Source organism: Actinoplanes lutulentus (assembly GCF_003259845.1).
Taxonomy (GTDB): domain Bacteria; phylum Actinomycetota; class Actinomycetes; order Mycobacteriales; family Micromonosporaceae; genus Actinoplanes; species Actinoplanes lutulentus.
On sequence record NZ_QLMJ01000002.1, the window covers coordinates 559,432 to 573,312 of the forward strand.

10 protein-coding genes are annotated in these 13,881 nt (G+C 70.2%); 4 read left to right on the top strand and 6 right to left on the bottom strand.

The features are described from left to right. Positions 1-35 precede the first annotated feature (35 nt). The 3 genes from hrpA to B0I29_RS05945 all read left to right on the top strand — a co-directional run bounded on the left by hrpA (position 36) and on the right by B0I29_RS05945 (position 5,230). Complete coding sequence (gene hrpA / locus B0I29_RS05935; protein WP_111647810.1) at positions 36-3,956, top strand: ATP-dependent RNA helicase HrpA; 3,921 nt, start codon at positions 36-38, stop codon at positions 3,954-3,956. 75 nt (positions 3,957-4,031) lie between these two features. Further along, on the top strand, positions 4,032-4,412 hold the full coding sequence (locus B0I29_RS05940) for a DUF6401 family natural product biosynthesis protein (protein ID WP_111647811.1): 381 nt from the start codon (positions 4,032-4,034) through the stop codon (positions 4,410-4,412). Positions 4,413-4,486: 74 nt separating this feature from the next. Continuing rightward, the gene (locus tag B0I29_RS05945) at positions 4,487-5,230 is read left to right on the top strand and encodes a LamG-like jellyroll fold domain-containing protein (protein ID WP_111647812.1); all 744 of its coding nucleotides are present in this window, start codon (positions 4,487-4,489) and stop codon (positions 5,228-5,230) included. A gap of 596 nt (positions 5,231-5,826) precedes the next feature. On the opposite strand, the gene B0I29_RS05950 is transcribed toward B0I29_RS05945, so the two are convergent. The 4 genes from B0I29_RS05950 to B0I29_RS05965 all read right to left on the bottom strand — a co-directional run bounded on the left by B0I29_RS05950 (position 5,827) and on the right by B0I29_RS05965 (position 9,690). Continuing rightward, positions 5,827-6,051 carry a hypothetical protein gene (locus B0I29_RS05950; protein ID WP_111647813.1) on the bottom strand — a complete coding sequence of 75 codons (225 nt, stop codon included), beginning with the start codon at positions 6,049-6,051 and terminating at the stop codon, positions 5,827-5,829. A 161-nt stretch (positions 6,052-6,212) separates the two neighbouring features. Then, positions 6,213-7,235: a cobalamin B12-binding domain-containing protein gene (locus B0I29_RS05955; RefSeq protein ID WP_181557704.1), complete on the bottom strand. Its 1,023-nt coding sequence runs from the start codon at positions 7,233-7,235 to the stop codon at positions 6,213-6,215. Next, a complete protein-coding gene (locus tag B0I29_RS05960; protein WP_111647814.1) occupies positions 7,232-8,878 on the bottom strand; it encodes a PP2C family protein-serine/threonine phosphatase in 1,647 nt (548 codons plus the stop codon). The genes B0I29_RS05955 and B0I29_RS05960 overlap by 4 nt, the downstream gene beginning before the upstream one ends. A 41-nt stretch (positions 8,879-8,919) precedes the next feature. Next, on the bottom strand, positions 8,920-9,690 hold the full coding sequence (locus B0I29_RS05965; protein ID WP_111647815.1) for an exodeoxyribonuclease III: 771 nt from the start codon (positions 9,688-9,690) through the stop codon (positions 8,920-8,922). Positions 9,691-9,928: 238 nt separating this feature from the next. Here B0I29_RS05965 and B0I29_RS05970 point away from each other — a divergent pair, with 238 nt between their 5' ends. Continuing rightward, positions 9,929-10,552, top strand: a complete 624-nt coding sequence (locus B0I29_RS05970; RefSeq protein WP_111647816.1) for a hypothetical protein — start codon at positions 9,929-9,931, stop codon at positions 10,550-10,552. Between the two features lie 3 nt (positions 10,553-10,555). Here B0I29_RS05970 and B0I29_RS05975 read toward each other — a convergent pair whose 3' ends face one another. Next, entirely contained in the window at positions 10,556-12,904 is a 2,349-nt protein-coding gene (locus B0I29_RS05975) for a putative bifunctional diguanylate cyclase/phosphodiesterase (protein ID WP_111647817.1), read from the bottom strand. A 68-nt stretch (positions 12,905-12,972) separates the two neighbouring features. Then, positions 12,973-13,740, bottom strand: a complete 768-nt coding sequence (locus tag B0I29_RS05980; RefSeq protein WP_111647818.1) for a universal stress protein — start codon at positions 13,738-13,740, stop codon at positions 12,973-12,975. Positions 13,741-13,881 lie beyond the last annotated feature (141 nt).

The following is a 13,881-nucleotide window of genomic DNA, read 5'->3' on the forward strand; positions in this document are numbered from 1 at the left end:
CGTTTCCAGCGTCTTCCGCCTATTCTTGCTGCGCCATGTCGATTTCGCCTGCCGCACCAGCTGTTTCAGAGCTGCGTAACCGGATCTCCGCGCTCCTTCCCCGCGACGAACGCCGCCTGCAGCGCCGGCTGGAGGGGACGAGGCGCATCCGTGACGATGCCGCCCGCTCCGCCGCGCTCACCGAGATCGCTGCCGAGGTGGAGCAGGCCCAGCGGCGCCTGGAAAGCCGTCTCGCCACGATTCCGCAGGTCAGGTACCCGGAGGCGCTGCCCGTCAGTGCCCGCAAGGACGACATCGCCGCGGCGATCCGGGACCACCAGGTCGTGGTCGTCGCCGGTGAGACCGGCTCCGGCAAGACCACCCAGATCCCCAAGATCTGCATGGAGCTGGGCCGTGGCGTGCGCGGGCAGATCGGGCACACCCAGCCCCGGCGGATCGCGGCCCGCACGGTGGCCGAGCGGATCGCCGAGGAACTGGACCGGCCGCTCGGCTCGACCGTCGGTTACAAGGTGCGTTTCACCGACCAGGTGAGCGACGACACCATGATCAAGGTGATGACCGACGGCATCCTGCTGGCCGAGATCCAGACCGACCGGATGCTGCGGCGGTACGACACGCTCATCATCGACGAGGCGCACGAGCGCAGCCTCAACATCGACTTCATCCTGGGTTACCTGCGTGAGCTGCTGCCGAAACGGCCCGACCTCAAGCTGATCATCACGTCGGCGACGATCGAGACCGCTCGGTTCGCCGAGCACTTCGCGGACGCGGACGGCAAGCCCGCCCCGGTGATCGAGGTGTCCGGTCGGACCTTCCCGGTCGAGGTCCGGTACCGCCCGCTGGTCATCGTGACCGAGGATGAGACCGAGGAACCGCAGGACCAGATCGACGGCATCGCCGACGCCGTCGACGAGCTGGGCCGGGAGAGTGACGGCGACATCCTGGTCTTCCTCTCCGGCGAGCGGGAGATCCGGGACACCGCCGACGCGCTGAACAAGCGGGACCTGCGCAACACCGAGATCGTCCCGCTGTACGGCCGGCTCTCCGCGGCCGAGCAGCACAAGGTCTTCGAACGGCACACCGGACGGCGCGTCGTGCTCGCCACCAACGTGGCCGAGACGTCGCTGACGGTCCCGGGTATCCGCTACGTGATCGACCCGGGCACCGCCCGGATCAGCAGGTACTCGCACCGGCTCAAGGTGCAGCGGCTGCCGATCGAGGCGGTCTCCCAAGCGTCGGCTAACCAGCGCAAGGGCCGCTGTGGGCGTACGTCGGACGGCATCTGCATCCGGCTCTACTCGGAGGAGGACTTCGAGCAGCGCACCGAGTTCACCGAACCGGAGATCCTGCGGACCAACCTGGCCAGCGTCATCCTGCAGATGACCAACCTGGGCCTCGGTGACCTCGCCAAGTTCCCGTTCATCGACCCGCCGGACCGGCGCAACATCACCGACGGCGTGAAGCTGCTCGAGGAGCTGGGCGCGCTCGACGACCGCAAGCTCACCCCGATGGGCCGCCAGCTCGCCCAGCTGCCGGTCGACCCGCGGCTGGCCCGCATGGTCATCGAGGCGGACCGGCAGGAGTGTCTCGCCGAGGTCATGGTGATCGCGGCCGCCCTGTCGATCCAGGACCCGCGCGAGCGTCCCGCCGAGAAACAGCAGCAGGCCGACGAGCGGCACGCCCGGTTCGTCGACAAGGAATCGGACTTCTTCAGCTATCTCAATCTGTGGCGCTATCTGCGCGAGAAACAACAGGAGCTCTCCGGCAATCAGTTCCGCCGGCTCTGCCGCAGCGAATTCCTCAACTACCTCCGGGTACGGGAATGGCAGGACATCTACTCGCAGCTGAAGCAGGTCGCGCGTACCCTGGGATTGTCCTTGAAGGAGGACTGGGAAGCGGGAGTCGCGCCGCAACCGGTGCACACCGCCCTGCTCGCGGGTCTTCTCAGCCATATCGGATTCAAGGATTCCGACAAGCGGGAATATCTGGGTGCCCGTGGCGCCAAGTTCGCCATCTTCCCGGGGTCGGCGCTGTTCAAGAAACAGCCGCGCTGGGTGATGTCCGCCGAGCTGGTCGAGACGAGCCGGCTCTGGGGCCGGGTGAACGCCCGGATCGAGCCGGAATGGGCCGAGAAACTCGCTCCGCACCTGGTCAAACGTAGTTACTCGGAGCCGCACTGGGACCGCAAGATGGGCGCGGTGATGGCTTTCGAGAAGGTGACCCTTTATGGTCTCGCGATCGTCCCGCGCCGCCGTGTCGGTTACAGCAAAGTCGACCCGATCGTCTCCCGGGAATTGTTCATCCGGCACGCGCTCGTCGAGGGTGACTGGGAGACCCACCACAAGTTCTACGGTGAGAACCTGCGGCTGCTCAAACAGATCACCGATATCGAGAACCGGGCCCGCCGGCGGGATATCGCGGTCGACGACGAAACGGTGTACGCGCTGTACGACGCGCGGATCCCGGCCGAGGTGGTGTCCTCGCGGCATTTCGACGGCTGGTGGAAGAAAGCCCGTGTCGAGTCGCCGGAACTGCTCACCTTCACCCGGGAAGACGTCGTCAACGCGGGACGCGACACGGTCGACCCGAACGCGTTCCCGGACGCCTGGCTGGCGAGCGGCGTGAAACTCCCGCTCTATTACGAATTCAATCCCGACTCGCACGCCGACGGTGTGACGGTCCGGATGCCGCTCGATCTGATCAACAAGGTCGACGCGGAGGACTTCGGCTGGTCGGTGCCGGGCTTCCGCAAGGACGTGGTGATCGCGCTGATCCGGGCGCTGCCGAAACACCTGCGCACCGCGTTCGTCCCGGTGCCGGACTGGGCCGAGGCCGTGATCGACCGGGTGCCGCCGCGCCGCGGGCCGCTGCCCGACGCCATCGGCGCCGAGTTGCGCCGGCTCAACGGCACCCTGGTCCCGGCGGACGCGTGGCGTCCCGACCAGGTTCCCGAGCATCTGCGGATGAACTTCCGGGTGGTCAACGAGGCGGGCGAGGTGGTCGCCGAGGGCCGTGACCTCGACGTGCTGCGCCGTCAGCTCGCGCCGAAGGTGCAGGCCACCATCTCCCGCGCGGCCGGCAACCTGGAACGCCGCGGCATCACCACGAACGACTTCGGCGCGCTGCCGCGCAAGGTCGTCCAGGTACGCGGCGGGTACGAGGTCAACGTCTGGCCCGCGCTCGTCGACGAGGGCACGTCGGTGGCGGTGAAGGTGTTCGAGACCGAGCCGGAACAGCGCACCGCCATGGTCGCCGGCACCCGCCGGCTGCTGATGCTCACGCTGCCCCCTGCTGCTCGTTTCCTGCAGGGCCGGCTCGACAACAAGGCCAAGCTGGAGCTGTCCCGGGGTAATCCCTATCGGTCAATCTCCGACCTTCTCGACGACTGTACGGGAGCGGCGGTCGACCGGCTCGTCGCCGACAACGGTGGCCCGGTCTGGTCGTCCGTCGAGTTCGCGTCGCTGCGTGACCATGTCCGTCAGGACCTGGTCGACGCCGTGGCGAACGTGGTCACCCAGGTGCAGGCGGTCCTCGCCACGGCCTACGACGTCGAGCAGCGGGTACGCGTCCTGCGCGACCCCACCCTGCTGCCTGCGCTCGCCGACATCCGTCAGCAGCTGAAGGGCCTGGTCCATCAGGGGTTCGTGACCGAGACGGGATGGCGGCAGCTGCACCACATGCCGCGGTACCTGCGCGGGATCGTCTACCGCCTGGACCGGCTCGGTGGTGGTCTCGGCCGCGACCGGCAGCTGACCACGCAGATCCACGAGATCGAGGCGGAGTTCCGGGAGCTGCGCGCCGAGGCGCCGAAGGGTGGTCCGGCCGAGGAGGGCCTGCGCGAGATCCGGTGGATGATCGAGGAGTTGCGGGTCAACTTCTTCGCGCAGACGCTCGGGACCGCCTATCCGATTTCGGACAAAAGGATCTACAAGGCGATGGACGCGCTGCCTCTCTAGCAGGGTCGGTGCGTGCGGGGTGCCGTTCGGTTACCCCCCTGTTCAGGCTGGTCGCCGGGCTTTAGCGTCTTCCGCATGACGAACGAGAACCTCGCCATCGCCCCGATCGCCGCCGCTGTCGCCGTCCGTCCCGCCGGCGCCCACCTCGACGAGATGATGGCCCGGATCGGTGTCGACGGTCTGGCCGCCGCGTTCGCCTCGCCCGCTCTGCTGGCCCGCGTCGACCAGCACGCCGCCGCGGTTCGGGACGCGCTCGCCGACGCCGGCCGGGAGCTCGACGCCGAGGGTCTGGCGTCGTACGCACGGGCCATCACGGCCGGTGCCGTCCGGATGGGACGCACGATCCCGGCCGTCGGCGAGGCGCCGATGACGGCCGCCGGATGGGTGGGCGCCGAGTGGACGCTGCAGCGGCTCCTCGGTGTCTGTCTGCTCGCCGTGGAGGCGGGCCTCCTCTGAACCGGCGACCCCATACGGTCGACTTTCGCTGGGTGTTTTGACCAGTTGTGGGGTGAATGAGCGATCTTCTTTCCATGAGGATCCTCAAGTACTCGATTTTCGCTCTCCTCGCCGTCCCGGCTCTGGCGGCACCGGCCGCCGCTGCGCCTTCGTTGCCTTCTGAAGTTCCGGCGCCGGGTCTCGTCGCGCGCTACAACTTCGACGGTGGGGCCACCGAGGGGCGGGTCAGTGATCTGTCCGGCCGGGGCGGGCCGCTGACGGTGCGCGGCTCCAACAACGGGCAGGTCGCGTTCACCGCGCTCGGCGCCGGCCGGTTCGCCACGTTCCCGGTCGCCTGCGCGGCCGGGACGGCCACGTGCCCGCGGGCGTTGCTCGAAGCGGCCGACGACGCCGACCTCGACCCGGGCACCCGTGGTTTCAAATGGGCAGCCACGGTACGCGTCGCCGCCGGGCAGCTCACCGGCAACGCCAACGTGATGCAGAAGGGCGTCGCGAACGCCGGCAGCCAGTGGAAGATGCAGATCAGCGGCAAGGCCGGCCGGGCGCAGTGCGTGATGGTGGCACAGGGCACCGGGCAGAAGTTCACCGCCACGTCGGCGAAACCGATCGCGGACGGCGCCTGGCACAAGCTGGTGTGCGAGCGGGCCGGGACCGGGCTGAGCGTGTCGGTGGACGGCGTGGCGAGCGGCCGGGCGGTGATCCCGGCGACGCTGGCCGTGGACAACGCGATGCCGCTGCGCGTCGGCGGCCCGAACCTGCAGACCGGCGGCGACATGTACCACGGCCAGATCGACGACGTTTATGTCCAGCTGGGCTGATTGAGTGGCCGCAGTGCGGTGGTGCGGCACGGCACGGCGCGGTGGTGCGGCGCATGCTGCGGTGCTGAATGTTGCGGTGTTGCGGTGCTGCGGTGCTGCGGTGCGGGGTGTTCGGCGTCCGGGCGTTGTGGGCGTCCGGGCGTTCGGAGTCGCGGGGGACGGACGGCAGTGTGTCGAGTTGAGGTGCGAGTCGCGCCCGAATTCGACACGCATGCTGTCAGTGGTCCCGTGCGTGTCGAGTTGGGGTGTGATCCGCGCCGGAAATCGACACGCGGCGGCTCTGTGACTGAGGCCTGCCACGACCGCGGACAACGGAGGCTGCGCGACGGCCGTTCGTGGATCTTGTGAGCTTGTGCCGTCCCGCCAGCCAGAAACTCACAAGATCCAGGCTGGTGCCCGCGAGGCTGGTGCCCGCGATGCTGGTGCCCGCGAGGCTGGCGCCCGCCAGGCCGGCCCCCGGCTTGCCCGCCCGCTCGCTGGCTGTCAGAGCTCGCTGGCTGTCAGAGCTCGCTGTCAGCGCTGGCTCGCGGCCGTCGTGACAGCGCTGAGCACCGGCCGGACCGGCCGGTGCTCAGCGCTGGCAGCAGGCGGGTCGGTCAGCTGCGCCGGAACGCGTAGCTGCGCCCACCCGCGGCACCCGCTGCCCGGCCCGATCGGTCGCGGCCGGAGCGTTCCCGGGCGGCCTGGCGGGCGTCGCCGGCACCGTGATGAGCGATGTCCCCAGCGCCCGGCGCCGGGGTCTCGGGAGAGGACTGGTCGAGTGCGGCGGCAAGCTCGCCACGGGCGAGATCGTCGAGATTAATGTGAACGGAAAAAGGCATGGAGCGGCCCCTCACCAAAGGAGAAAGAGGTAAGCCAAGGCCCGGCCGAGGCTCAGGGAAACACGCCGGCTCGCAGAGGGAGCTTCGGCGGGGGAAACTGACCGGAATTCATCACAGCATGGGGCAACGCTAAACCCGCCCCGGAGCCCCGTGCAAACGAATTACGCCGCGATGCGAGCCATCGACGAGTCGATCATGCGGGTCGCCTCCGGGAAGTCCACCAGCTGGTCGCGGACCAGCCGCAACCCCACGCGCAGCGCCCCCGCCGGCACACCCCGGCTTCCCAGTACCCCGGCCGTCCAGCCGACGAAGTCGGTGAAGATCGTTTCCTCGCCGACGTACAGCGCGGCGGCCAGGAAGTCGGCGATGTGGCCCAGGTCCTCGGCCGTCGCGTCGATCTCGGCCTGGTCGTAGTGGTGGGCGCCGGGATAGGCCGCCGGCAGCCGTTCCATCGCGGTCGCGATGAGCCGGGGCCGCGACCGGACCAGATGCGTGTACTCCTCATCACCGAGGGACGTGCCGGGGTGCTCGGCCACCCACGGCGGTGGCCAGTCCGCTGACAGCCGGGCGACCGCGTCCTCGCCGGTGGCCGCCCACGCGTCGGCGCCGAGGCGTTCGGCGTACCGGCCGTCCGGGCCGAAACCCGCCCCGCCGGCGATCACCGGGATGCCGGCGGCGCGGCACGCCGTGATGGCGGCGTGTGCCCGGGGGAGCCGGGTCGGGATCATGCAGCTGAGCGCGACCGCGTCCGGGCCGGTCTGGTGCAGGTGGGTGATCAGGTGCCGGCCGGGGACGCTGGCACCGAGGAAGTCGACCCGCCAGCCGTCCAGGCGCAGCAGTTCGGTGAGCATCCGGGCGGGCAGCCCGTGCCATTCGCCGTCCACGCAGGCCAGGGTGATCCGGCCGCGGGCGGCCGGCGCGGTGGTCCGGGCGCCGACGGCGGCCAGGACGCGCTCGCTGACCGCGGTGGCGGCGTGCTCGCGGGCCACGCCCCACTCGTTTGTCGCCCAGAGCTCGCCGACGCGTCGCTGGGTCGCGCCGATCACGTCGACGATCACCCGCTGTGCGGGCACGCCGGAGTCCAGCAGGGTGGTCGCGAGAGCGATCGCGCCGCGCTCGTCACCGTCGCCGACCAGGTCCAGATAGTGATCGAGCGCCAGATCGGCGGTAGCCACGGAGGTCACGGGCGAGACCGGACCCGCCGGTCACCACGCTGGGCGGCGACCAGGTACGGCGAGGCGTTGCGCGCACCGCCGCCACGCAGGGTCAGGGGTGGCCGGGTATGCGCGCGGACCGCCAGCAGGGCGATGTCGTCGCGGGGGCCGCCGTGCACCCAGTCGGAGACGAGCTGGCGCAGCCGTTCCACCGCGACCGCTCCGGGCATGCCCACGCAGCCGGCCAGGTGCCGGTGCAGCCGTTCCTCGCCGAACTGCTCGTCGCCGCTCGGGCCGCCGCGCGCCTCGGTGAGGCCGTCGCTGTAGAGCAGGCACAGCTCGCCGGGCGCCAGCTCGACGGTGGCGGGGCGGACCGTGATCTCCGGGAGGACACCGATCAGTGTTCCCTTGGCGGGGACCTCTTCGACCGTACCGTCGTGGCGCAGGACCAGCGGTGGAGGGTGACCGCCGCTGGCGAGTCTGAGTCGCACGCGGCCGTGCTCGGATCTGTGCACCGATCCGACGACCAGCGTGACGAACCGCTGGCGGCGACGGCCGGGCTGCAGCAGCGCCTGGTTGAGAACCGTCAGCATCGCCTCGGGGGTGATGCCGACGAGCCGCAGCGCGCGCAGGGTCTGGCGGACCTTGCCGGTCAGGACGGCGGCCTCGGGGCCGGTGCCGCAGACGTCGCCGAGCGCGATGACCGTGTCGCTGCCGCCGTTGACCGGGCCGAGCACGTCGTAGAAGTCGCCGCCGATGCGCAGCGAGTCGCGAGCGGCCTGATAGGAGGCGGCCAGCTCGAAGCCGTCCGGCTGGGGGATCTCCGGCGGCAGCAGGTCGGCCTGCAGGACCGCGGTGGTGTCCACCTGCTCCTGATAGAGCGTGGCGGCCGCGATCGCGGCGCCGGCCCGGGCCGCGAAGACTCGGGCGAGCATCTCGTCGCCGGCGGAGTACGTGGCCGTGTGCCCGCTGCGCGCCAGGATCAGGGCGCCGGCCGGTTCGGCGTTGCCGGGCAGCGGGATGACCAGCAGCGCGCCGATCGGCCCGAGGCCGGCCGGGAAGAGCCAGCCGGGCGCCTGGGCGGGGTCGAGCCAGCGGCTCGGGATCGGCGGGAAGCCGTCGAGCGCCTCGGGCAGGCCGGGGACCTCGATCAGCATCCGCTCGGCGAGGGTGCCCTCCTCGGCGGCGTGCCCGGGGGAGAGGCGGATCCAGGCGCACCTGCCGTTGTCGAGCGGCATCACCACCATGGCGGCGTCGGCCAGGTGCGTCACCGCCAGCTCGGCGGTGGTACGCGTACACCTGCGGACATGGAGTGAGGCGGAGAGCCTGCGACCCGCCTCGGCGAGGAAGGCCGTGCGGGACCGCTCGACCTCAAGCTCGGCGGTGCGCTCGGTCTCCTCGGTGTGGTCGCGCAGGAACCAGGCGTAGTGGTCGTCGTCGAGCCGGCGCCGCATCCCGTAGACGTGGCGGCCGTCGTGCTCGGCGCGGTACGAGTCCCCGGACAGAGGGCTGTCCTCGCCGGGGTTCACGCCGGGCAGCAGGCGCAGCGCTTCCGCGTTCGCGAAGAGCACCACGTCGCCCGCGGCGGCGCAGAGAATCACGGCCTCGGTGGCGGCGTCCATCACAGCCCGGAGCAGGGCTGGTGCGGGCGCGACCGGAACGGTACGCGTCATCAGTCGCCTCCTTTACGCCTTCAGGTTACGTGGTTTCCGGCTCAGTCCTTGATGTCGACCACGATCGGGGCATGGTCCGACGGGCCTTTCCCCTTGCGCGCTTCCCGGTCCACCAGGGCATCCGTGACCCGGCCCGCGATGTCGGAACTCGCGTAGACCAGATCGATCCGCATGCCTTTGTTCTGGTGGAACATCCCCGCACGATAGTCCCAGTACGTGAAGGGATGGTCACCCTTGAGCGGCCGGGCCGGCACGTCGCTGAGCCCGAGCGCGCGCAGCTCGGCGAGGGCCGCCCGCTCAGGCGGTGTCACATGGGTGGAACCGGCGAAGACGGCCGGATCCCAGACGTCGGCGTCGGTGGGCGCCACGTTGTAGTCGCCGGCGACCACGACCGGGCCGGCCGCCAGATCCGGGACGAGCGCGGTACGCAGAGCGGCCAGCCACTGAAGCTTGTAGGTGTAGTGCGGGTCCTCCGGTGTGCGGCCGTTCGGCACGTACACCGACATGAACCGGATGCCGCCGCAGATCGCGCTGACGGCGCGGGCCTCCGCCTCGGGAAAGCCCGGTTCGCCGTCGAACCCGTGGCGCACGTCGCCGAGGCCGGCCTTGGAGAGGATCGCGACACCGTTCCACCGGCCCTGGCCGTACGCCGCCACCTCGTATCCCAGCTCGGCGACCTCGCCCGGGAACCCGTCCTGCGCGACCTTGGTCTCCTGGAGGCAGACGACGTCCGGCGCGGTGGTGGTGAGCCAGTCGAGCAGGCGCGGCAGGCGGGCCTTGACCGAGTTGACGTTCCAGGTGGCGAAGCGCATCCGCCCAGACTGCCCTATTTCAGCCGGCTGGGCCGCACCGGCCCGCGCGTGGCGGTGAACAGGGCCGCGGCGAGCCCGGTCATCAGCACGAGCAGCAGCATGAGTAGCACGGATCTCTCCTGACGTGACCTGGCACACAACCCAAATCCGTGTGCGAATAATGCCGGAGTTGCCCGCACAGCGCCAGTCCTGCTGACAGGTTTGTCCAAGAGACAAGTACTGATCACGGGGAGCGATCATGGAAGTCCAAGTGCTGCCGGAACTGCCGGAAAACCTGTACGACGACGCCTGGGCGTTCTACCAGGAGACCTTTTCCGATCTGGCCATCCTCGCGGTCAACCGGCACCTGATGTACCGCCACGAGTTCGACGAACTGATGGCGGACAAGCGGGCGGACAAGTACGTGGCGATCGACTCCGACGGCGGCATCGTCGGGCTCGGCGTGATGACCAACGAACTGGACGCGGTGCCGCTGATCTCGCCGAAGTACTTCGAGTACCACTGGCCGGACCTGTTCGAGGAGCGCCGGCTCTTCTACGTGGTCTTCGTCGGCGCCTCGGTGGGCACTCGGGGCGCGGGAGTCTTCATCAGCCTGCTGCGGTCCATGTACAAGGCGATCGGCGCGGTCGACGGCAAGGTGTTCGTCGACATCTGCTCGTACAACGAGGAGCGCAACTCGCTGCCTCGGATGATCTCGATGATCCTGGGCCGGGTCGCCGGTCAGGCGCAGCCGACCCGGCTGGACGCCCAGTCGTTCTGGATGTACGAGTTCCCGCCGCCCGGAACGCTGGTCCGCGAGGAACGCCGGAGCGGATTCCGGGAGCGCCGCGGCGGTCTCCCGGAACGCCGCGGCGGCCGCTAGTTCCTACTCGGACCGGCGGTGCCGGCCGTACACCGATTCCAGCGCTGACGTGATCGCGGGGACCTGGACCTCCGGGGGACCCGCGATCACGTCTTTGTGCCACCGCTCGGCGAACTCCGACGCCGGCACCGCCTTGCCCCAGAGCCAGCCCTGGCCGTTGACCACGCCGACCGCGTACAGGGCCTCACGCTGCAGCGGCGTCTCCACGCCCTCGGCGATCACGCTGAGCCCGAGCGCGTGGCTCATCGCCACCACCGCGCGCACGATCTCGTCGTCCTCCACGTTGACGCCGAGGCCGATCACGAACGAGCGGTCGATCTTGACGCCGGTGACCGGGAAGCGGCGCAGGTATCCGAGTGCCGAGAAGCCGGTGCCGAAGTCGTCGATGAGCAGCTTCACCCCGAGCTCACGCAGCTCGAACAGGACCCGGGCGGTCACGCTGGAGCCGTCCACCATCACCGACTCGGTCATCTCCAGGGCGACGCAGTGCGCCGGTACGCCGTACCGCAGCATCTCGCCCGAGACGATCAGCGGGAGTTCCGGCTCGTTGAGCTGGCGCGGTGACACGTTGATGGAGAGGTAGAAGTCGTCGCGGACGACGCCCTCGGAGCGCCAGACGCCGAGCTGGCGCAGCGCCTCCTGGCGTACCCAGGTGCCGATGCTGCCGATCAGGCCGGCGTCCTCGGCGATCGGGATGAACGTCATCGGCGGGATCGCGCCGCGTTCCGGGTGTTCCCAGCGGACCAGGGCCTCGGCGCCGACCGGGATGCCGGTCTCCAGCCGGACGAGCGGCTGGTAGTGGACGCGCAGCTGGTTCTCGGCGAGCGCCTGGCGCAGGGCCACCTCGAGCTCGATCCGCTCGCGGACCTGGTCGTGCATCGACGTGTCGAAGATCGAGGAGCGGCCCGGGCCCTCGCCCTTGGCGCGGTACATGGCGGTGTCGGCGTCGCGCATCAGTGCCTCGGCGGTCACCGCGGCACGGGCCGCGTCACCGGCGGCGTGCGAGATGCCGATCGACGCGCTGATCACCACTTCGGTGTCGCGTACCGGGAAGGGCCGGGCGAAGCAGCCGCGGATGTCGTCGACCAGGTGCAGGGCGCCGCCCTTCTCGCCGACGAACGCGAGCAGGAACTCGTCGCCGCCGACCCGGGCCACCGGGATGCTGGCGGCCACCGCCGAGCGCAGCCGCCGGCCCACCTCGATGACCAGCTGGTCACCGGTGTCGTGGCCCCAGGAGTCGTTGACCCACTTGAAGCCGTCCAGGTCGAGCATGTAGACCCAGACCCGGTCGTGGCCCTCCGGGTCGACGACGGTGACCAGGCGTTCGATCTCCGACGAGATGGACGTCCGGTTCGGCAGCGAGGTCAGCGGGTCGTGGGTGGCCTGGTGCTCGGAGCGCAGCTGGGCGGCGACCTGGGCCTGCACGGCCGACGTGGCCCGGAACAGCAGCAGGCCCACGGTCAGGGCGCCGACCCCGGCGATCAGCACGCGCTCGCCGGTGCCGCTGCTCCGCTCGGTCAGCAGCAGCACGGACGGCAGGACCATCGCCGGGGCGAGCAGGGCCAGTCGCTGCCAGCCCCACTCCTGCACCGGCGCCCGGGCGGCGCGGCTCATCTCGACGACCGACGGATGCAGGGCGGTGACGCCGAGGGCCGTGTACGCGATCAGGAACGGCACGTTGAGCAGCGGGTCGGCGTAGATCTTCCCGCTGACACCGGCGATCGCGTACAGGAAGTCGCCGGTGAACATCCCGATCATCGTGACGGTGAGCGCGCTCAGGCTGAACGGCCAGGTCTTCGCCGTGAAGGTCAGGTTGACGATCAGCAGCATGATGATCACGTCGAAGAGCGGGTAGGTGCCCTGGATCAGCGACAGCAGGGCCGGCCGGCCGGTCATCGCGGCGGCCGGCAGCGCCAGCAGCAGCGTGGTCGTCACGCCGGCGGCCAGGGTGACGATCAGGCCGTCGAGCACGGCGTGCCGGTCCAGGCTCTGCCGCTGGCGCAGCAGCATCGCCAGGAAGACGCCGAGCAGCACGTAACCGCTGAAGCTGAACACGTCGGCGACCAGCGGCCACGGCATGGCCTCCTCGGTGACCGTGGGCCGGATCAGCACCCCGATCAGGAAGAGCAGCGCGGCCGCGCCCATCAGCAGCCAGGCGGTCGGTGGCTCGGCGCCCCAGCGGCGGGGACCGAGGAAGCAGGCCGCGACCGTGACGACGCCGAGCAACACGAAGCTGATGTTGCTGATCAGCGTGTCCGGGAACAGCGCGTAGAGGGCCGTGGCGGCGATGCCGGCGGCGGCCATGACCTGCCAGAGCCGCCGGACGATTACGGGCGGGAGCGCAGGTTGCACCGGGCATTCCTCCCGAAGATCAATGTTGGGATCAACGGTAGCAATCCGGGCACTTCGGGTACCGAACTTTAGTGAACTGGTCTCACGGCCGCATGGGCGAAGACCACCGGGCTGGCGCCGCGCCGCAGTACCTCGCGCGCGACCGAGCCGAGCCGCCGCGCGCCTCCCGCACCGCGTGCGCCGAGCACCACGAGCCCGGCGCGGCGGCTCAGGCGTACCAGGGTGGCCGCCGGTGGGCCGACCAGGATCCGCCGGCCGGACTCCGGGACCGAGGCGAGCAGACGATCGGCGGCAGCCCTGGCCGCCGGCCCGTAGGTGGCGATCACATGCACGGCGTACAGCTTGCTGCCGCGCAGCGCGGCCTCCTCGGTCGCGAACCGCAGGCCCAGCGCGGAGAACTCCGAGTCGTCGACCGCGGCGAGCACCGGACCGACCGGCGGCCGCGGCCCTCGGGCCAGGATCACCGGGCACCAGGACTCCGGGACGAGTGTGCGTACCAAAGAGCCCGAGCCGAGCCGGGCGAGCCCGTCGCCACCCACCACGACCAGGGCGGCGCTGCGGCTCAGGCCGATCAGAACGCGCGCGGGGGGTCCATCCCGCAGTTGTCCGCGCGCATCGACGCCGGGTGTGGAACGCTGGACGGTGGCGACCGCCTCATCGAGCATCCGCGAAGCGGCGCCACGAGCCGAAGCGTAATCGGTGCCCTGATCGGGCCAGGTGAAAGCATGAACGACCTGCAACGCGCACGCGCGGGAGAGGGCCTCCCGGGCGGCCAGCCGGACCGCGGCGCGACTCGCCGCGGTGCCGTCGGTACCCACCACGACGGGATCTCGCATCGGTCCTCCCGTAACAAAGCCGCAATATACCGACCATTGTCTATGGTGCAACGGCCCATACGTACTGGTGACCAATGCCTCAACAGGTGGCTACCTGATGACCCATTCAGGTTGAGGGTTTACGGTGAACGGCAAAATCTT